The sequence below is a fragment of the Bradyrhizobium sp. genome (assembly GCF_047605465.1).
Lineage (GTDB): Bacteria > Pseudomonadota > Alphaproteobacteria > Rhizobiales > Xanthobacteraceae > Bradyrhizobium.
In genome coordinates this window covers 177,757-198,157 of record NZ_JASGFS010000002.1, presented here as the reverse complement: position 1 = coordinate 198,157, position 20,401 = coordinate 177,757, and the positions used below count along the sequence as shown (strand labels likewise).

Genomic DNA, 20,401 nt, shown 5'->3' with positions numbered 1-20,401 from the left:
CTCCCTCTGGGGCCCGGTCCGGGCGCACGGCTTGTCGGGAGACCATGAGCCTGTCTATTCCACAGATAAATAGATTGATTATAATGTATTCCATGAATGAAATCGATCATTTGTCCCTCGACGGCCACGCCCTCGAGCTCTTCCTCGCCGTGCTGGAGGAAGGCTCGGTAACGGCGGCGGCAACGCGGCTCGGCCTGACGCAGTCCGCCGTCAGCCACGGGTTGAACAAGCTGCGGCGGATCGCCGGCGATCCGCTGTTCGCGAAATCCGGCCGCGGCATCGTCGCGACCGCCCATGCCCAGGCGCTCGCTGGAAAGGCGCGCACACTGATCGACGAGATGCGGAGCTTCGCCGGCGGCGTCACCTTCGAGCCGGCACGCGCGCAACTTTCGCTGACGGTCGCCGCCAATGATTTCCAGCGCGACCTGCTGTTGCCGCGATTCTTCGAACATGTCTCCGCACAGGTGAAGGCTCTGAGCCTGCGCGTAATTCCATCGCAGTCCCCCTCGCCCGCGATGCTGCGCGAAAACCGCTGCGACCTCCTGATCACGCCGCTGCCACCTTCGGGTGTCGACATCGTGCAGAAGCGCCTGCTTCAGGATCACTATGTCTGCTATTACGACCCGAAAGCACGCGCCGCACCGACCGGCCGCGGTGCATATCTTGCGGCCCGCCATGTCACCGTGGTCTATACCGACAATGAGAGGCTCGACTTCGACCGCCGGCTCGCGGCAAACGGCTTCCACCGCGACATCGCGATCTCCGTACCGAGCTTCTCCGGCGTTCCGTCATTCCTGCGCGGCTCGCAGATGCTCGCGAGCATGCCGAGCCTGCTCGCATCCGGCGTGATGCACGGCTTCGCGCAAACGCGGATTCCGCTCGCATCCCGTACGCGGACGCTGGCCGAACTCCCGATGTTCATGGTCTGGCATCAACGCTACCAGAAAGACCCGGCCCACCGCTGGATCAGATCGCAACTCGAATCTGTGGCCGCCACCGCCGGAAGCTGAAGACCTGCAGTTGACACGAATGCCCATTCACTCAAGCCCACTGGTTGTATCGCGGCGGCTACGCTAGAAACGCCCCGACTTGGAATGGAGCGTCCCTCGGGGCGCTCGGAGAATTCTCGTGAAGCCCAGCGTTTGCCTTCTCACGGCCTATGATTCCGTTCAGCAACCACTCGCCGCCCTCACAGTTCCGCGTATGCAGGGGTTCGCAGCGGCACACGGCTATGAAATCCGCGCGATTCACAGAGACAATTGGAGGCGTCGACGCGGCTGGCTGAAGATCGAGGTGATCCGGGCTGCGCTCGAGGAGGATTTCGATTTCGTTCTCTGGATGGACGTCGATGCCATCGTGCTCCGCAACGATGTCGACGTGCGAACGGCGGCAATCGACAGCGCGGATCTGCACATGGCCTGGCATGGTCCGGACACGTCCGAGATCATGGCGGCGGATTTCGTCCCGCACTTCAATTCTGGCGTCATGCTCATCCGTGCGACCGACTGGTCGCGCGAGTTCTTCAGGCAGGTTTGGGACACCGGCCAGTTGCCGCATCCCTGGTTCGACCAGGCCACCATCCTCCATTTGCTCGGCCATGACGGCTGTCTCGGGATTGGACCGGACCGTCCCGACGAGCCCAATCGAGCCTGTCTCGCGCGCCTCGACACCGCCTGGAATTCGATCCCCGGCCTCGCCACGGTGGCGGACCCGATCGTTCACCACTATGCCGGCATCAGCAATCCTTCAACACGGCTCAAGATGATCGAGATGGACGTCGCGACCGCGGCGTTGCGCGAGCACGCGGACGCTGAACTGCGTCAGGCCTTCGCCCGTTTGTTCAGCCCGTGGCGCGAGGATGCGACCACGCGCGACTGGTTCATGGCGGAGCGCGATTCTGTCCTGGCCGAGCGGCACACCTTGATCGCGGAGACCGGCGCGGCCAAGGCACAGCTGAAGGCGGTCCAGAACTCGACATCCTGGAAACTCACCGCCCCCTTGCGCTGGACGAAAGAATTATTCTCCGGCCGCTGAACAGCGTCGAGGCGCCGCGGTCCCGCGTCGGTGCGATGGCCTGCCCTTCGCGAAACCCACTGGTTGCGCCACGGCCGCCACGCTAGAATTCCCCCATGACAGTGACCGACATTGCGAGCCGGACCTATAATCACAGCTGGCGGCTGGATCCCATCATCCGCAGCCTGCTCGATACAGATTTCTACAAGCTATTGATGTTGCAGATGATTCGGGAATATTACCCGAAACAGCAGGTGACCTTTTCGGTCATCAACCGCTCGCGCCATGTACGACTTGCCGAGATCATCGACGAGGGCGAGCTGCGCGCCCAGCTCGACCACGCCCGCACCATCCGCTTCACCAAGAAGGAGCTGATCTGGCTTGCCGGTAACACCTTCTACGGCAAGACCCACATGTTCTCGGCCGACTTCATCCGCTGGCTGGCCGAATTCCGTCTGCCCGAGTACGAGCTGCGCAAGGTCGAAGGCCAGTACGAGTTGCATTTCCACGGCCCGTGGTCGCACACCACGATGTGGGAGATTCCCGCCCTTGCGATCCTCAACGAGCTGCGCTCGCGCGCGGCGATGAAGGGCCGCGGCCGCTTCGAGCTTGACGTGCTGTTCGCCCGCGCCAAGGCCAAGCTGTGGACCAAGGTCGAGCGGCTCCGCAAGCTCGAGAACCTGAGGCTCTCCGACTTCGGCACCCGCCGCCGCCACGGCTTCCTCTGGCAGCGCTGGTGCGTGGAAGCGGTGAAGGAGGGCCTGGGTCCGTCCTTCATCGGCACCTCCAACGTCCTGCTCGCCATGGACAACGACCTCGAGGCCATCGGCACCAACGCGCACGAACTGCCGATGGTGGCTGCCGCGCTCGCCAAGGATGACGAGGAACTGCGGTGGGCGCCCTATCGCATCCTCGACCAGTGGCGCCAGACCTATGGCGGCAACCTGCTGGTCGCGCTGCCCGACGCCTTCGGCACGAAGGCCTTCCTGCGCGATGCGCCTGACTGGGTCGCCGACTGGACCGGCTTCCGCCCCGACAGTGCGCCGCCGATCCAGGCCGGCGAAGAGATCGTCGCGTGGTGGGAGAAGAAGGGCCGCAATCCCAAGGACAAGCTTCTCGTGTTCTCCGACGCGATGGATGTCGGCTCGATCGAGGAGACCTATCATCACTTCGCCGGTCGCGTACGGCTGTCCTTCGGCTGGGGCACCAACCTCACAAATGATTTCGTCGGCTGCCCGCCTGACGGCTCGATCAATCTCGATCCGATCTCGATCGTCTGCAAGGTGTCGTCGGTCGACGGTCATCCGGCGGTAAAGCTCTCCGACAATCCGGAGAAGGCGACGGGCATGCCCTCGGAGATCGAGCGCTACCTGCGCGTGTTCGGCGATGCCGGCCGGGTGCGGACGCCGGTCCTGGTCTAGGAGATCCACGGCGACGCGGTATGTCGCTCTGGTGCTCCACTACCGAAGCATCGCGCAGATGCCGGTGAAAATACGGCTTGCTCAGCGCTTCGCTCGATCTGCCGACGCACTCTTCACGGCGCGTTCACCGTGAACCGCAATCGCCCGCCGCTTTCAGGGCGGGTTAAGCACCCTTGATCTCTACTTCTACTCTGCGTTGCAAGGCGGAAGATACCGTTGAACTGCTGCGGGCGGAGGGAAAGGCAAGGTGTTTCGCAAGGCCGTCACTTCGACAAGAACACGTCGCGCCATGCACGTGACCAGTCTGGTCGCGCCGTTTGTCGCGGTGGTGCTGCTGCAGGCGACCATTGCCGGCTTCAGCATCGAAATCATGTCGTCGGTCCGCGCCTACGTCGCAGGAGAAGCCCTGTGGTCGCGCTCGCAGAAGAACGCGGTGTACAATCTCGATCTCTACCTCCACTCCGGTGACCAGAGCTTCTTCACGCAATATCGTGATGCGCTCGCCGTTCCCATGGGCGACATGTTCGCGCGGCTCGCGCTCGAAAAGCAGCCCATGGATACGGAAGCCGCCGAACGCGGATTTCTCGAAGGCGGCAATCATCCCGACGACATTCCGGGCATGATCTGGCTCTACCGCTATTTCCGCGAGGTGAGCTTCCTGAAGGCGGCCATCGAGCATTGGCGCGCGACGGACCCGATGCTGCTCGAACTGACGATCTTCGGCGAGGCGATCGACGCCGAAATGAAACACGGCATCGTCCGCGACGTGCCCCGAATCCGCTTCCTCACCAACCGCCTCTCTCAGCTCAACAGCCAGTTCACCGAGCGCGCCAATCGCTTCTCGATGGTTCTCGGCGAGGGATCGCGCGCGATCACGATGTTGCTCACCCTGTCGAACATCCTGACCACCGCGGCGCTCATCGTCCTGACCGGCTGGCGCATCCATCGCCTCGTCCTGCAACGCGAAGCTTTCGAAACCGCGCTCAGGGGAGAAAAGGAACGGCTGGTCTGGCAGGCAACCCATGATCCCCTGACCGGCCTCGCCAACCGACGTGCCTTCGAAGCCCGTCTCGAAGGCGAGCTACGTCTGGCGGGTGACGCTCCGCTGGGCCTGATGCTGATCGATCTCGACCAGTTCAAGGCCGTCAACGACACGTGCGGCCATCTCGCCGGCGACCGCCTGCTGTGCCAGATCTCCCGCCTTCTGCAGCAAGGCCGGCAATCGCATCAGCTCGCGGCCCGGCTCGGCGGCGACGAATTCGGCGTGATCCTCCCGCGATGCTCACTCGCCGAAGCCGTCGAGATCGCAGAGCGGCTGCGCAAATCGCTGGAGCTCTCCGGCTTCACCTGGGACGACCGGACCTTCGCCGTGACCGCCAGCATCGGAGTTGCCTGCATCTCCGACGACGACGTCATGCTGGAGGAGGCGCTGCGCCGCGCCGACGCGGCCTGCTATCGCGCCAAGGAAAAGGGACGCAACCGGGTGCAGATCGACCCTGCGAGACCGGACGTCGTCTTCGTCGCGCCACGGCAGCGCGAGGCCGCCGGAGCTTAAGTCCGACGACGGATCGCGCCGGCGCATCGCCGCCCGATCAGGCGGCTTCCGTCCGCCGCTCCTGCGCGTAGCGGACCAGCGCGGCAAAACGATAGATGCCGTGCACGAATTTGCCGTAGGGCATGGTGATGAACAGCGCGAACACCGCACCGAGATGCAGCGCCAGCAGCGGCCCCATCGCTGCGGTCTCGCGCAGGATCAGCAGCGCCAGGCCGGTGAGACCGGTCAGGAACAGCATGGCGATGAAGCCGACGTCCATGCCGTAGCGCTGCTCATCGAGCAGTTCGGGAGCACGGCGCGACTTCGCGATGAACAGGCCGATCGGTCCGACGACGAGGCCGATGCCGCCGAGCGTGCCGAGCACGACCGGCAGATCCCACCAGGGATAGGGCGCCTCACGGGCAAGAAGATAGTGGTAGAGCGTGGCGACGCTCGTCGCGGCGAAGCACAGCAGGAAGCCGTAGAAGGTCAGGTGGTGATACAGCTTGCGCCGGTCGGTCGGCTTGTCGTCCTCGTTGTAGCATCCGACGCCGCCGCCATGCAGATAGCGCAGTTCGCCGGCATCGCGGATCGCCTGGAAGATCGAACCGCCGTCGGCGCGTCCGCCGATCGGTGTCCCGATATCACGCCAGAAGGCGCGCACGCTCATGACCAGCGCCAGGATCGCATAGAGGAAGGCGGCGCTGAACAATGCGGCCATCGTGTTGTGCGGCATCAGCTTGTAGAACGCACCGGGGCCGGTATGCACGCCGAACAGCACGCTGCGGTCGTTCAACACGGCAAAGCCGAGGATGAAGGCCGCCATGCTGAGCGCGGCAATGATGCTGATCACGAGACCGTTGCGCGCGAAGGCGCCGGACAGCGCGCGCGGCCAGGCATAGGCGGCATACGATTCCGCGCGCGCCACCGCGAGCGTCTTCGGGACGTTGACGTTGAACTCGTGCGGCGGCGAAAACTGGCAGTCGGTGTAGCACGCCCCGCAGGAATGGCAGAGATTGGCGAGATAATTGAGGTCGCCGTCCGAGAAGGCGCGACGCATCTCCATGGCTGGAAACACCGCGCACAATCCCTCGCAATAGCGGCAGGAATTGCAGACCGTCATCAGACGGTCGGCTTCGTCGAGAATTCTAGTTCCGTGCATGTTTCGCCGCTTCCCGTCCTGCGATCCGTCCGAACACGCTGCCGATCGTCATGCCGATGCCGGCCGCATAGCCCTTGCCGAGCACGTTGCCGGCCATGATCTCGCCGGCCGCGAACATGTTGGCCGCGGGCTTGCCGTCCCGCATCAGCATGCGAGCTTCCTTGTTCACGCGCGTGCCGAGATAGGTGAAGGTGATGCCAGGCCGCACCGGATAGGCCAGATAGGGCGGCGTCTCGATCCGGCGCGCCCAATGCGTCTTCTGTGGCGTGACGCCTTCCGTGCGGCAGTCATCCAGAATGGTGTGATCGAAGGTGCCGGGCTGCACCGCCGCGTTGAACTCGGTGATGGTCTTCTCCAGCGCGGCCGGATCGAGCTCGAGCTTGCCGGCAAGCTCGGCGACCGTCTGCCCGGCGATCGGCGGAAACAGCGTCGGCATGAAGGAGGTCACGACGGTCGAATCGAAGATGATGTAGGCGATCTGGTCCGGCTGCGCCGCGACCAGCCGACCCCAGATCGCGTAGCGTTTCGGCCAGATATCCTCGCCCTCGTCATAGAAGCGCTGGGAATGCTTGTTGACGACGATGCCGAACACGACGGAGTCGTGGCGCGTGATGATGCCGCCGTCGAACTTCGGCGCGCGGGCGTCGATCGCGACCGCATGGCACTGGGTGGGGTCGCCGACCTCCTGCACCCCTTTGGCGAGCAGCATCTTCAGGATCGAGCCGCGATTATAGGGCGTGCCGCGGATCAGGAAATTGTCGGCGGCCTCGCCCCAATGTTCCTTCAGCCACTCGATGTTGGCCTCGAACCCACCGGCCGCTGCGACCAGCGAGGATGCGCGAATTTCGGTCTCGCCCTTGATCGGCCGCTTGACGCGCGCGGCGAGGAACATGCCGTCCTCGATCACGAGATCGATGACCTCAGCGTCGTATTCGACGTCGACACCGAGCCGCTCGGCGGTCAGATAAAGCGCGTTCAGCATCGCCCGGCCGCCTCCCAGGAAGAAGGAGTTGGTCCTGCCCAGGCTCAGCGTACCGCCAAGCGACGGCTGCCAGCGCACGCCCTGCTCCACGATCCAGTTCAGGATGTCCTTGGACTCGTGGATCATGTGGCGCGCGAGCACCTCGTCGGTCTGCCCGCCTGTCACGCGCAGGAGATCTTCCCAGAACTCCTCCTCGGTGTAGGGTCCGGTCAGGATCTCCGTTGCGGCGTCGTGGGCGCAGCGCATGTTGCGGGTGTGGCGGGTGTTGCCGCCGCGGTAGAATTTCGGCGCGCCCTCAAGCACTAGGACCGAGGCACCACCGCGCCGCGCGGCTATTGCCGCGCACAGGGCCGCATTGCCGCCGCCGATCACCAACACGTCGTATTTGCTGCTCATGCCGTCTGCCAGATGGGACGAAGTTAGAGACATTCTGTCCGCTGGCGGCCTCGGACAGGCCAATCCGCCATTGCGTACTATTGTATACGAAGATATACAGACAACATGCAAGCGACATCTCTGCATGGGCAGGATGCGCTTTGGCTGCCAGCGAGGATGCATGGCCAGACGCCCGGCAAAGGCAGGCGGAACGATCACGCGCGGCAGTGGCGTCGCGCTGGGCGAAGCCGTATTCCGCTCGCTCTGCGAAGCCCTGCAGGCCGGCAGCTATCGCGCCGGCGACCGGCTACGCGAGGAGGAAGTCGCGCAGCGGCTCAACGTCAGCCGCACGCCGGTCCGCGAGGCCCTGGGCCGGCTGGCGGCACGCGGCTTCGTCGAGCCCGCCGCAGGGCGCGGTCTGATCGTCCGCAACCTCGACATCTCCGAAGTGCTCGAGCTCTATGCCATGCGCGAGATCATGGAAGGCGCCGCCGCACGCCTCGCCGCGGAGCACGCCTCCGGCCCCGAAATCGATGCGCTGAGGGATATCGAGCAGGCCTTCGTCGAGGCTTCCGTGACAGATGCCGTCGAAATGGCAAGGCTCAACCGCGCCTTTCACGAGTCCATCTGCCGCGCCGCGCGCAACCGCTACCTCGACAACGCGTCCCGCGAGTTGCAGGACTGGATCGCCCTGCTCGGTCCCACCACCTTCACGGTGTCGGGCCGGCCCTCGACCAGCCACGAGGAACACCGGGCCATCATCGACGCGGTCGCCGCGCGCGACGGCGACAAGGCCGAACAGCTCGCCCGCGCCCACATCCGCGAAGCGTTGCGCTGCCGGCTGAAACTGCTGCAGAAGCAGTAGGCCTATCGTCTCGCCCGGCGCGCCGGTCGCATATCCGCCTCTGCCGCAGCCAGCGCACTATCGAGCAGATCGGTCGGTCCGCCAAGGGCGCGCGTGAGGCGGCCCGCCGCCTTCAGCAGCAGCAGCGACATCGCCTTGATGTTGTCCGGCGTAAAGCGCGGCTTCGGCCCGGAGAGCGACAGCGCGCCGGCACATTTGCCGCCCGGACCGAACACAGGGCATGCAAGCCCGGCGCAATCCGGATCGCGTTCGCCGAACGACACCGCGATGCAATTGGCGCGGATCTCGTCATGGGCAGCGCCCTTCTCGGCGTCAAAGGCGAGGATGACGCGGCCGGCCGCGCCACGATCGAGCGGCAGCAGCATGCCGGCTTCGACCCTGTCCAGCGTCGAATGCGCGGAATCGACACGAAAGACGCACAGCCTGCGTTTGCCATCGTGCCGCACGTGGAACGACGGGCTCTCGGTGCCATCCGCCACGAGCTGACGCAGCACCGGCATCGCGTGGTCGTGCAGATTGTTAGCGCGTTGATAGACCGCGCCCAGCCGGAACGGGGTCGGTCCAAGATGGTAGCGGCCGTCGGCAAGCTGCACGAGATAGCCGAAGTCCTGCAGCGAGGTCATCAGCCGCAGCAACGTGCTCTTGTACATGCCGGTGCGCCTCGCGAGCTCCGCCAGCATCAACGGCTCCGGCGCATCCTCGAAGGCCGCAAGAATGGTCAAAGCGCGGTCGACGGCGGCGACACCGGGCGAAGGCATGCGGTCTCCTAGTGGGGAAATCCGGAGGGATCGATCAGCTTGGCGATCACCGGAAAATACGCATCGCCCATACCCTTGTCGATCGTCTCCTGGAAGATCTCGCGGATCAGCGCCGCGCCCCTCAGGTTCAGCCCAGCCTCGCCCGCGAGCTCCAGCGCGTAGCCCAGATCCTTCATCGCGTATTCGGTCGAGAACGCCCGCAGCGGAAACTCCTTGGCGATGATTGCCTTCATGCCATGGTTGCGCAGGGCAAAGCTGTCCGCCGAGCCCTTCGACAGCGTCTCCAGCAGCAGCTTCGGCTCGACGCCGCTGTGCTTGGCGATCGCGACGGCTTCCGCGAGCGCATTGACCGTTTCGAACAGCACCATGTTGTTGAGAATCTTCGTGACCTGCCCTGCCCCGGTGCCGCCGCAAAGCGTGACGTCGGTTGCAAAATGGCGGATCAGTGGCTCGACCTCGGCAAACTGCTCCGGTGTCGCGCCGACCATGACGCTGAGCGTGCCGTCCTGCGCGGCCTGGCGGGTGCGGGCGATGGGCGCATCGATCCAGAGCGCCCCCTTGTCCGCGAGTTGCCCGGCGAAGGACCGCGTCAGGCCGACATCGGAGGTGCCGAGATCGATGACGGTCTGGCCGCTCCTGATCGCCGACAGAATGCCCTCGAACACCGACATCACATGGTTGGCGCTCGGCAGGCACAGGAAAATGGTATCGCTGCCACCGACGACATCGGCGACCGACTTCGCCGCCGTCGCCCCATCGGCCACGATTCGCGACAGCGGCTCCGCGGCGAGATCGAAAGCCAGTACGGCTCGCCCGCTCTTGCGCACGAGATTGCGGCAGATCGGCTCGCCCATGACGCCGAGACCGATGAACCCGATCGAACCAGACATGTCTCATTCTCCTCGAAAATCTTGCGGCCTGGCGAGACGCGACTATCCGCCCAGCCGGACTGTCGTTACTTGACCAGAGGGCAGCCGCCTTCGCTCATCGGCCGGAAGACTTCGTCGCCCGGCTTCGAACTGACGACCCTATAATAGTCGTACTTGTACTTGGATTCCTCGGGCTTCTTGACCTGCACGAGATACATGGTGTGCAGCACGCGGCCATCGGGCCGGATCGTGACATCCTTGTTGTACATGTCGTTGACTTTCATCTCGTGCATTTTGGCCGCGACTGCCGTCGCATCCGTCGTGCCAGCCGCTTTCACGGCGGCGAGATAATGATGGACACCGCTGTACACACCCGCCTGCACCATGCTGGCGACCTTGCCGTTCATCAGCGACGCATAGCGCTTCGACCAGGCACGGGTCTCCTCGTTCAAGTCCCAGTAGAACGACGTGGTCACCTGCAGGCCCTGCGTGACCTTCAGCCCGAGCGCGTCGACGTCGGTGATGAAGACGAGGAGGCCGGCGAGCTTCTGGCCACCCTCGACGACGCCGAACTCCCCGGCCTGCTTGATCGCGGTCTGCACGTCCGCGCCGGAGGTCGCCAGCCCGACGACGTCCGCCTTGGAGCCCTGCGCCTGCAGCAGGAACGAGGCAAAGTCCGCCGTGCCGAGCGGGTGCGCGGCCGAGCCGATCACCTTGCCGCCGGCGGCCTCGATGAATTTCGTGGCGTCGCGCTGAAGCGCATGGCCGAACGCGTAGTCGGCCGTCACGAAATACCAGGTCTTACCGCCGGCGCGCGTGATCGCATCGCTGGTCAGTTTCGACAGCGCATAGGTGTCGTAGTTGAAATGGAAGCTGATCGGCGAGCACGATTTTCCGGTGAAGTCGGACGAGCCTGGACCCGAGATGACGAAGATCCTGTTCTTCTGCTTGGCGACTTCCAGGATGGCAAATCCGGCGGAGGATGCCGCACCGTCCGCGATCATGTCCACGCCTTCGGTGTCGAACCACTTGCGCGCGGTCGCCGAGGCGATGTCCGGCTTGTTCTGGTGGTCGGCCGAGATGACCTCGATCTTCTTGCCGAGAAGCTCGTTGCCGAAATCCTCCGCGGCAAGCTTCGCCGCAGCGACCGAGCCGCGCCCGCCATTGTCGGCGAACACACCCGACTGGTCGTTGAGTACGCCGATCCTGATGACACCGTCGGCCGCGATCGCGGTGCTTGCCTGTGCGGCCAGAACGGCCGCCATCATCCAACGCAATTTCATGAGATACGCCTCCCGTTTACGAATTATGCCTGTCGAGGATCTCCTGCAGCACCGGCGCGATGTAGTGGCGGAACTGCTCTGGGTTTTCACTCATGGGAAAATGGCCGAGCCGCGTCATCACGGTGGCCTTGGCGCCGGGGATGCCGGCCGCGGTGCGCAACGTGTCCTCCGGCGTGCAGGAAAAATCGTATTCGCCGGTCAGGAGGTAGAGCGGACACTCCCTCACATCGATGGTGGCGGTACGCCCGCGCAGGTCGCCGTCGACGCGATAGAAATACAGATCGCCCTTGAAGATGCCGGGGCCACCCTGCTTGTAGCCCCAGAGCGTCTCGTTGCGCGCGACTTCAGGACCGTTCGGCGCAATCAGGCCCGAGACCAGGGCGGCGCAGACTTCGCCGCCATGGACGTCCGGCCGGTTCAGCCACGCCGTATCGTACCAAGGCTGCTGGAAATCGGCTGCCTCCAGCCCGATCAGCGCGCGAAACTCCCGCGCATGTGCGATGGCGAGATTGAGCACGATGCGTCCGCCGATCGAGCAGCCCATCACCACCGGCCGCTCCAGCTTGAGCGCATGGCAGAACGCCCGGATCGTCGCGGTGTAGCTCGCAGTGGTCAGGCGATATTCGCTGCCATACTGGCTCTCGGGCGGATTTGATTTGCCATGCCAAGGCATATCGAAAGCAATGACGCGGAAGCTTTTGGCAAACTCCTCGTCGGCCAGGAGATGGCGCCATTGCCGCGCATCGGAGCCCGCAGTGTGCAGGCAGACCAGCGGAATGCCGCTGCCGTTCTCCTCGAAATAGATGCGGTTGATCTCGCCGTCGATCTCGACATGGACGTAGCGGCCAACGACCGGTTCGACGAATCCGCTCATGACACACCCTTGGGATTGTTCTGCCGCGGCAGAGCGAGCAGATCCTTGAAGTACTGGAGATGCGCCATGAAGGGATGCAGATCGCCTTCGAGCGTGGCTTCTCCGCGCTTGGTCAGGGCAAGAAGGTCGTGCCAGCCCGCGGGCGGCATCGGCTGCCAATGGGCGGCGAACGCAGCGGGCGTCGCGCGATAGGCAAAGCGCCAGGATCGCATCAGGACGGGCGCTGGCGTCATATCGACGATTTGTCCGGCCCGAATGGCGACATGAAAGGGCTGGGTGCTTGGCCCCAGCAGGCAATCGACGTCGAGCCAGCGCCCGCGCGCGATCAGAGCCCCATCGCGCGCCAGCAGGTCCGGGATCGCCTTGAACTTCGCGACGATGGCGTCCGGCATGAGGGCTACCGGCGGATCAGTGTTTTGCGGGGAGCGTTCAGATTCCATCGTCTCGTCCCTCGATTTCACTTGTTCTATCTGACAGAACGCTATTCTATTTCTATCTTCGTTCTATACAGGCCTCGGGCCTGAACTCAAGCCCGGCCGGGGAGTTCAGCGCCGATGCCGCCCACAACTGGAGTCGCCTTGGCGAGAGACATGGTGTTCCTGTCCCGGGCACTGCGGGCCAGCGTGGAGGGCGGGTTTTCGTCGCTCACACCGGCGCGATCGCCGGCAACCTGCGCCCGATGTCACGCGCGCGGCCGGTCCTTGCCGTTGGCGGTGTTCGTCACATTCAGGCCAGCACGTCTGCGACAACCGCCTTCAAAACGTCACGCACGTCGCTCGGCTTCAATCGCACTTGCAGGCCACGCTGGCCGCCATTGACATAGACGAGGTCATGCACGAGCGCGCTCTGCTCGATCACGGTACGCACGAGCCGGCGCTGCCCGAACGGACTGATTCCACCGACCTTGAATCCGGTGACGCGCTCGGCTTCGGCAGGCTTCATCATCTGGGCCGATTTGCCGCTCGCGGCTGCGGCCAGTTTCTTCATCGAGACTTCCTGGTCGGACGGAACGACCACACAGACGGGCTTGCCGTCGACCAGCACCATCAGCGTCTTCAATACGCGCGCCGGATCCTCACCGAGCGCGGAAGCCGCCTGCAACCCGATGCTCTCGGCGTCGGAATCGTAGTCGTAGGCATGAACGGTGAAGGCGATACCGGCGGCTTCGAGCGCGCGCGTGGCTTGGGTGACTTTGGACATGGGCCACGTTTATCACCGTCATCGCGCGGAGCGAAGCGACGAAGCAATCCAGAGTCTAGTCCGACGACAGCCGGATTGCTTCGCTGAGCTCGCAATGAGGGTGTGAGCGCATGTCCCCGCCACGCTCCTTATATTGTCCCGGCGCAGGCCGGGCCCCATAACCCCGGGGAGCGTTTGACGGAGGCTCGTCGTCCTTGACCGCGACCGCGCGCAATCGCGAAATCACGCGGTATGGATCGGCCTGCGCTGGCACGACATCAAGGATTGGTGAGACCGAGCCAGCCCCCACGCGAGGACAGCTACTCCGCCGCGTCCCGCATCTCGGCCCGCTCCGCCCGCGCCGCGCAGAACTTGAATTCCGGGATCTTGCCGAACGGATCGAGTGCCGGATTGGTCAGGAGATTGGCCGCCGCCTCCGCATAGCAGAACGGCATGAACACCATGTTCTCCGGCACGTCGCGATCCGAACGCACCTTGACCTCGACCGCGCCGCGGCGGGTCTCCAGACGGATGAAATCACCCGGCGCGAGCTTCTTGCGGCGCATGTCCTTCGGCGACATGAAGGCGACCGCCTCGGGCTCGATCTGGTCGAGCACCTGCGCGCGGCGGGTCATCGAACCCGTGTGCCAGTGCTCGAGCACGCGACCGGTCGAGAGCACCATCGGATATTCGTCGTCCGGCAATTCGTCCGGCGGGATGACCTTGGCGGGCACGATCTTGCCGCGACCGTTCGCGGTCGGAAAACCCGTGGTGAAGATGATCTCGTTGCCGGGCTTGTTCGGATCGTCGACCGGATAGGTCACCGCGCCTTCGCGCAGCAGGCGCTCCCAGGTGATGTTGTTGAGCGACGGCATCAACTGCGCCATCTCGGTGAAGACGTCGCCCGGACCGGAATAATTCCAGGGCAGGCCCATGCGCTTGCCGATCTCCTGGATGATCCAGAGGTCCTGCCGCGCATCGCCCGGTGGCTTGATGACCTGGCGCGCCAGCTGCACACGGCGATCGGTGTTGGTGAAGGAGCCGTCCTTCTCCGCGAAGGCCGAAGCCGGCAGGATGACGTCGGCGTGGAACGCGGTCTCGGTGACGAAGAGATCCTGCACCACGAGATGATCCAGCATCGCCAGCGCCTGGCGCGCATGCTGGAGGTCGGGGTCGGACATCGCGGGATTCTCGCCCTCGATATACATCCCCTTGATCTCGCCTGCATGGATCGCGTTCATGATCTCGACCACGGTCAGGCCGCGCTCGGGATCGAGATCCTGTCCCCACAGCTTCTCGAAAGCTCCGCGCATGTCGTCACGGCCGACCGGCTGGTAGTCCGGCAGGAACATCGGGATCAGCCCGGCGTCCGAGGCGCCCTGCACGTTGTTCTGCCCGCGCAGCGGGTGCAGGCCCGTTCCGGGACGGCCGACCTGACCGGTGATCAGCGCGAGCGCGATCAGGCAGCGCGCATTGTCGGTGCCGTGAACGTGCTGGCTGATGCCCATGCCCCAGAAGATGATTGACGATTTGGCGCGCGCGTAGGTCCGCGCCACCTCGCGCAGCGTTTGCGCCGGAATGCCGCAGATCGCTTCCATCTTCTCCGGCGTGAATTCCTTGATCTTCTCCTTGAGGTCCTCGAAGCCCTCGGTGTAGCCCGCGATGTACTGATCGTCGGTCAGGCCTTCGGTGACGATCGTGTTGATCATCGCGTTCAGCATGGCGACGTCGGAACCCGGCTTGAACTGCAGGTGCTTCGTCGCATGTCGCGACAGCGTCTGCCGGCGGGGATCCATCACGAACAGCTTGGCGCCATTCTGCTTGACGGCGTTCTTGATGAAAGTCGCGGCGACCGGATGGTTCACGGTCGGGTTGGCGCCGATCACGATGATGACCTCGGCATCCATCGCGGCCGAGAACGGCGCGGACACCGCGCCCGAACTCAGGCCCTCGAACAGCGCGGCCACGGAAGAAGCGTGGCACAGGCGCGTGCAATGATCGACATTGTTGGAACCGAAGCCGGTGCGCACCAGCTTCTGGAACAGATAGGCTTCCTCGTTCGAGCCCTTGGCCGAACCGAAACCGGCCAGCGCCTTCACGCCATGGGTGTCGCGGATCTTCACCAGCCCCCTGGCGGCGATGTCGAGAGCCTCGTCCCAGCTCGCTTCGCGGAAATGGGTGAACGGATTGGCGGGATCGACCTGATCGTTCGGATCCTTCTTCGCGTTCGGCAGCCGCACCAGCGGCTTTGTCAGTCGATGCGGATGATGGATGTAGTCAAAGCCGAAGCGTCCCTTGACGCAGAGCCGATTGTGATTGGCTGGACCGTCCCGCCCTTCGGCATAGATCACCTTCTCGTCCTTGACCTGATAAGTGACCTGACAGCCGACGCCGCAGAACGGACAGAGCGAGTCGACCTTCTTGTCCGCATAGGTGACGCGGGTCTGCGCATCATCGAGCATCACCGCCGGCATCAACGCGCCGGTCGGACAGGCCTGCACGCATTCGCCGCACGCGACGCAGGTGGACTCCCCCATCGGGTCGTCGAAATCGAACACGATCTTGGCGCCGTGATTGCGATAGGCCATGCCGATGACGTCGTTGACCTGGACCTCGCGGCAGGCGCGTACGCACAGGCCGCACTGGATGCAGGCATCGAGATTGACGCGCATCGCCGGATGGCTCGCATCGGCCCTCCAGCGCTCGGCGGCGGGAAAGCGGCTCTCGGTCACGCCGGTGGTCTCGGCCCAGTGCCAGAATTTCGAGTCCGGATCGTGCGAGGTCTCACGGGCCGGCTGGTCCGCAACGAGCAGCTCCATCACCATCTTCTGCGCGGCGACCGCGCGCGAGCTCTCGGTCTTCACCTTCATGCCGACCGATGGCGTACGCTTGCAGGACGCGGCAAGCACGCGCTCGCCCTCGATCTCGACCATGCAGGCACGGCAGTTGCCATCGGGCCGATAATCCGGCGCAGGCGAATAGCACAGATGCGGGATCTCGCGACCCTGGCGCTTGGCTACCTGCCAGATCGTCTCGCCGGGATTGGCTTCGACCTGCCTGCCGTCGAGTTCGAATGTGATCTTCGTCATTCGGCCGCTTCCTTGAACTCGTCAGGGAAATACTTGATCACCGAGGACAGCGGGTTCGATGCCGCCTGGCCCAGCCCGCAGATCGAGGCATCGCGCATCGCCTGGCTCAATTCTTCCAGCAGTGCACGATTCCAGACCGGCTTCTGCATCAGGACCGCCGCCTTCTGGGTTCCGACGCGGCACGGCGTGCACTGGCCGCAGCTCTCGTCCTCGAAGAACTTCATCAGATTGAGCGCGGCCGCCCGCACGCTGTCCTTCTGCGACAGGATCACGATCGCGGCCGATCCGATGAAGCAGCCGTATTTTTCCAGCGTGCCGAAATCGAGCGGGATGTCGTCCATCGACGCGGGCAGGATGCCACCGGACGCACCGCCCGGAAGATAGGCATAGAGCTGATGGCCGTCGGCCATGCCACCGCAATATTCGTCGATCAGTTCGCGCACGGTGATGCCCGCCGGCGCGAGCTTCATGCCGGGATTCCTAACGCGACCGGAGACAGAGAAGCTGCGCAGCCCGTGACGCTCGTGGCGGCCATTGCTCTTCCACCAGTCCGCGCCCTTCTCGACGATGTCGCGCACCCACCACAGCGTCTCGATGTTGTTGATCAGCGTCGGCAGGTTGAACAGGCCGACCTGGAACGGATAAGGCGGCTTGTGCCTGGGCAGGCCACGCTTGCCTTCGATGCTTTCGAGCAGCGAGGATTCCTCGCCGCAGATATAGGCGCCGGCGCCACGGCGCATGTGCAGCGTCGGACCGCCTGCCGGCAACTTCGCGATCTCGCGCGCGAGAATCTCCCGTGCGGCAGGGTATTCGTCACGCAGGTAGATATAGACATCGGCGGCCTGCACCACATGCGCGCCGATCAGCATGCCTTCGATGAAGCGATGTGGATCGCTTTCGAGATAGACGCGATCCTTGAACGTGCCGGGCTCGCCCTCGTCGCCGTTGATCGCCATCAGCCGTGGGCCGGGCTCGCCCAGCACTGCACGCCATTTGCGCCCCGTCGGGAAGCCGGCGCCGCCCAGACCGCGCAACGAGGCGTCGTCGAGAGCCTTGAGCAGATCGTCCTTCGCCAGTTCGCCGGAGCGCACCCGACCGAGCAACTTGTAGCCGCCACCGGCGACATAGGCATCAAAGTCGATATATTTCGGCAGATGCACGTGCGTGTCACCGGCCTTCGCGGCCGCCATCACGTCATCGACAGTCGCGTGGTCGATGAAGTGATGCCCCACTTCCGCGGCAGGCGCCGCATCGCAACGGCCGACGCAGGGGGCGCGCACGGCGCGGATGCCGGGACCGGATGCGCTCTGCAGATCCTCCAGCAGCTTCTCACCGCCGAGCATCGCGCAGGTGAGGGAATCGCAGACGCGGATGGTCAGCGGCGCGATGTCGGGCTCACCCTCCTTCACCACGTCGAAATGCGCGTAGAAGGTCGCGGTCTCGAACACTTCGGCAAAGGCAAGCTTCATCTCGTCGGCAAGCGCGGCGAGATGCGCCGCCGAGATCTGGTGATACCGGTCCTGGATCAGATGCAGATATTCGATCAGGAGGTCGCGCTTCCGCGACCTGTCGCCGAGCAACTGCTCGATCTCATGCGCCGCTGTCGGATCGACCTGGCGCCCCTTGGGCGTGGCCTTGGCGCGACGGCGCCCCTCGCCCGGATGCTCGAATTCCCTGACCTTGTGAACGTCGTCGTTGCTGCTCATGGAAACGTCGCGTTCTCCTCAAAGGCGCGATGACGTCAGGCGAGGATCGCCATCACGATCCACCTGCATTTCCCGGCCTGATGAGCGCGAACAGCGCCTCGCGCGTTCTCGCGGGGTCAGACCTTGATCAACGCGACTCTAGTCCCTGGCATGCCAGAGGCAAGAGAATTTAGAACGTCTCTATAATGATTGAGGGGGCGGGCAGCCGCCCTGCCACGCCCCCCACGTCCATGGTGCGGAACCCGGCTCAGGTCTTGTTCATGCAGTCTTCGATGTAGAACCAGCGGTCGTCGCCGACGAGGCCCTTGGACTTCACGTCGGCGCGGCAAGCCTTCAACTTCGGCTTGTTGGCGGACCACTTCGCCTTCATGTCCTTCAGCTTCTGCATGGTGAGCTTGATCTTGCCCGGCTTGGCTTCAGTCGTCGCGGCCGGTGCCGGTGTCGCGGGCGCTGCCGCGGTCTGCGCTGACGCGGTATGAAGGCTCGCGGCCAGCAGCATGGCGGCGATGCAGATACGGGTGCGAAGCATAGGAATCCCCCTAGGTCCCATTCTCAATGATTTTGACAGACGAGCGCCGCGGGGCACCGAACTCGGGCCCCGCGGCAGACAAGGGTTGCGATCAGAAGATTTTGACCACGCTCTCGAGCGTCTTGTACACGCCCCACGCCAGCGGGATGGCGACGAAAGCCCAGAACAGCGCGGCCTTGCCGTCGAGACCTCCGGTGCCGATCCCGAACGAACCGCCCTGCCCCGCATTCGCCCCGACGCTCGAGGCCTGCAGCTTCGCCACTTCGGCTTCGCTCATGTACCACTTCGGATCGACCGGCTTGATCAGATAGTTGCAGATCAGCCCCGCGATCAGCATCGCGCAGAGAATGTACATGGTCGTGTTGTACAGCTGGTCACGCGGCACACCGGCCGCGAGCTGGAACTCGCGGATGTAGTTCACGACGACGGGACCGATGATGCCCGCGGTGGACCATGCCGTCAGCAGCCGGCCATGAATGGCGCCGACGAACTGGGTGCCGAACATGTCGGCGAGATAGGCAGGCACCGTCGCGAAGCCGCCGCCATACATCGACAGGATGATGCCGAAGCCGAGCACGAAGAGCAGCTTCGATCCCATCGCCGCGAAGGTCGGTGCCAGCGCGTACAGCACGATGCCGAGGATGAAGAACGTGTAGTAGGTGTTCTTGCGGCCGATGTAGTCGGACAACGATGCCCAGAAGAAACGACCGCCGATGTTGAACAGCGACAGCACGCCGGCGAAGCCCGCGGCAATCGCCGCGATCTGCGCCTTCTGCGAAGCATCGAGCGCGTTGAAGCCGACATTCGGAAGACCGATCAGCTTGCCTGCGAAGATTTCCTGCAACATCGGCGAGGCCATGCCGATCACGCCGATGCCCGCCGACACGTTCAAGCACAGCACCCACCAGATCAGCCAGAATTGCGGGGTCTTGTGCGCGTTGTCGAGATGGACGTGATGTTCGGAGATCATCGACTTCTTCTCGCTTGGCGGCGTCCAGCCCTCCGGCTTCCAGCCGGTCGGCGGCAGGCGATAGCGGAACGCACCGATCATCATGAAGACGAAATAGATCACGCCCATGGTGAGGAAGGTTTCCCAGACGCCGACCGAGGTCGATGTCTTGAAATAGTTCATCAGCTTGTCGGCCAGCGGCGCACCGATCATCGCGCCGCCGCCGAACCCCATGATGGCCATGCCGGTCGCCATGCCGCGCCGGTCCGGAAACCATTTCACCAGCGTCGACACCGGCGAGATGTAGCCGAGGCCGAGCCCGATGCCGCCGATCACCCCGGAGCCGAGCCACATGATCCAGAGCTGATGCACATAGATGCCGATCGCGCCGAGCACGAGACCGCCGCACCAGCAGCACGCCGCGACGAAGCCGGCCTTGCGCGGCCCGGCACGCTCGAGCCAGCCGCCCCACAGCGCGGCGGACACGCCGAGCACGACGAAGAACAGTGTGTACATCCAGCCGAGGCTGGCGACCTTCCAGTCGCAGCTCGTGGTGAACAGCTCCTGCCACAACGAGATGTCCGGGCAGGCCTTCGGCGCAGTCAATCCGATCGCGCGCGAGAGCGGCAACCAGAACACCGAGAAGCCGTAGGCCATTCCGATGCAGAGATGGATGCATAGTGCCGCCGGCGGCACCAGCCAGCGATTGAACCCGGCCGCGGCGATGGTCCGCTCGCGATCCAGAAAACCTGCGCCCGCGCCCGAGATCCCTCCGGCGCTCTCAATGGTAGTCATGCGTTCCTCCCCTGCAGC

General features: G+C 64.3%; 17 protein-coding genes. 5 read left to right on the top strand and 12 right to left on the bottom strand.

Annotated features, from left to right (window positions below; all coding sequences use genetic code 11):
* Positions 1 to 83: 83 nt before the first annotated feature.
* From QM712_RS02865 to QM712_RS02850, 4 genes are all read left to right on the top strand, one after another.
* Complete coding sequence (locus QM712_RS02865; RefSeq protein WP_415021521.1) at positions 84 to 1,010, top strand: LysR family transcriptional regulator; 927 nt, start codon at positions 84 to 86, stop codon at positions 1,008 to 1,010.
* Between the two features lie 193 nt (positions 1,011 to 1,203).
* Positions 1,204 to 2,034, top strand: coding sequence for a putative nucleotide-diphospho-sugar transferase (locus QM712_RS02860; RefSeq protein ID WP_415021690.1), 831 nt, complete (start codon positions 1,204 to 1,206; stop codon positions 2,032 to 2,034).
* Positions 2,035 to 2,129: 95 nt separating this feature from the next.
* A complete protein-coding gene (gene pncB, locus QM712_RS02855; RefSeq protein ID WP_415021520.1) occupies positions 2,130 to 3,434 on the top strand; it encodes a nicotinate phosphoribosyltransferase in 1,305 nt (434 codons plus the stop codon).
* A gap of 247 nt (positions 3,435 to 3,681) precedes the next feature.
* Positions 3,682 to 4,989, top strand: coding sequence for a GGDEF domain-containing protein (locus QM712_RS02850; protein WP_415021519.1), 1,308 nt, complete (start codon positions 3,682 to 3,684; stop codon positions 4,987 to 4,989).
* A 37-nt stretch (positions 4,990 to 5,026) separates the two neighbouring features.
* Here QM712_RS02850 and tcuB read toward each other — a convergent pair whose 3' ends face one another.
* On the bottom strand, positions 5,027 to 6,130 hold the full coding sequence (gene tcuB, locus QM712_RS02845) for a tricarballylate utilization 4Fe-4S protein TcuB (RefSeq protein WP_415021518.1): 1,104 nt from the start codon (positions 6,128 to 6,130) through the stop codon (positions 5,027 to 5,029).
* Complete coding sequence (gene tcuA, locus QM712_RS02840) at positions 6,117 to 7,508, bottom strand: FAD-dependent tricarballylate dehydrogenase TcuA (RefSeq protein WP_415021517.1); 1,392 nt, start codon at positions 7,506 to 7,508, stop codon at positions 6,117 to 6,119. Before tcuA ends, tcuB begins: the two co-directional genes overlap by 14 nt.
* Before the next feature lie 160 nt (positions 7,509 to 7,668).
* Between tcuA and QM712_RS02835 the strand changes: the two genes are divergently transcribed.
* Positions 7,669 to 8,352, top strand: coding sequence for a GntR family transcriptional regulator (locus QM712_RS02835; protein ID WP_415021516.1), 684 nt, complete (start codon positions 7,669 to 7,671; stop codon positions 8,350 to 8,352).
* A gap of 2 nt (positions 8,353 to 8,354) precedes the next feature.
* Here the strand turns inward: QM712_RS02835 and QM712_RS02830 are convergent, their stop codons facing one another.
* The 10 genes from QM712_RS02830 to QM712_RS02785 all read right to left on the bottom strand — a co-directional run bounded on the left by QM712_RS02830 (position 8,355) and on the right by QM712_RS02785 (position 20,383).
* A complete protein-coding gene (locus tag QM712_RS02830) occupies positions 8,355 to 9,110 on the bottom strand; it encodes an IclR family transcriptional regulator (RefSeq protein WP_415021515.1) in 756 nt (251 codons plus the stop codon).
* An 8-nt stretch (positions 9,111 to 9,118) separates the two neighbouring features.
* Positions 9,119 to 10,000 carry an NAD(P)-dependent oxidoreductase gene (locus QM712_RS02825; protein ID WP_415021514.1) on the bottom strand — a complete coding sequence of 294 codons (882 nt, stop codon included), beginning with the start codon at positions 9,998 to 10,000 and terminating at the stop codon, positions 9,119 to 9,121.
* A gap of 65 nt (positions 10,001 to 10,065) precedes the next feature.
* A complete protein-coding gene (locus QM712_RS02820; protein ID WP_415021513.1) occupies positions 10,066 to 11,262 on the bottom strand; it encodes an ABC transporter substrate-binding protein in 1,197 nt (398 codons plus the stop codon).
* 16 nt (positions 11,263 to 11,278) lie between these two features.
* Positions 11,279 to 12,136 (bottom strand): alpha/beta fold hydrolase, encoded by an 858-nt coding sequence (locus QM712_RS02815; protein ID WP_415021512.1) that lies wholly within the window; start codon positions 12,134 to 12,136, stop codon positions 11,279 to 11,281.
* Positions 12,133 to 12,528: a hypothetical protein gene (locus tag QM712_RS02810; protein WP_415021511.1), complete on the bottom strand. Its 396-nt coding sequence runs from the start codon at positions 12,526 to 12,528 to the stop codon at positions 12,133 to 12,135. The genes QM712_RS02815 and QM712_RS02810 overlap by 4 nt, the downstream gene beginning before the upstream one ends.
* A 334-nt stretch (positions 12,529 to 12,862) precedes the next feature.
* Positions 12,863 to 13,336, bottom strand: a complete 474-nt coding sequence (ybaK, locus tag QM712_RS02805) for a Cys-tRNA(Pro) deacylase (RefSeq protein ID WP_415021510.1) — start codon at positions 13,334 to 13,336, stop codon at positions 12,863 to 12,865.
* A 299-nt stretch (positions 13,337 to 13,635) separates the two neighbouring features.
* Positions 13,636 to 16,404, bottom strand: a complete 2,769-nt coding sequence (fdhF, locus tag QM712_RS02800) for a formate dehydrogenase subunit alpha (RefSeq protein WP_415021509.1) — start codon at positions 16,402 to 16,404, stop codon at positions 13,636 to 13,638.
* On the bottom strand, positions 16,401 to 18,110 hold the full coding sequence (locus QM712_RS02795) for an NADH-ubiquinone oxidoreductase-F iron-sulfur binding region domain-containing protein (RefSeq protein ID WP_415021508.1): 1,710 nt from the start codon (positions 18,108 to 18,110) through the stop codon (positions 16,401 to 16,403). The genes fdhF and QM712_RS02795 overlap by 4 nt, the downstream gene beginning before the upstream one ends.
* 247 nt (positions 18,111 to 18,357) lie before the next feature.
* The gene (locus tag QM712_RS02790) at positions 18,358 to 18,639 is read right to left on the bottom strand and encodes a hypothetical protein (protein ID WP_415021507.1); all 282 of its coding nucleotides are present in this window, start codon (positions 18,637 to 18,639) and stop codon (positions 18,358 to 18,360) included.
* Positions 18,640 to 18,730: 91 nt separating this feature from the next.
* Positions 18,731 to 20,383 carry an OFA family MFS transporter gene (locus QM712_RS02785; protein ID WP_415021506.1) on the bottom strand — a complete coding sequence of 551 codons (1,653 nt, stop codon included), beginning with the start codon at positions 20,381 to 20,383 and terminating at the stop codon, positions 18,731 to 18,733.
* Positions 20,384 to 20,401 lie beyond the last annotated feature (18 nt).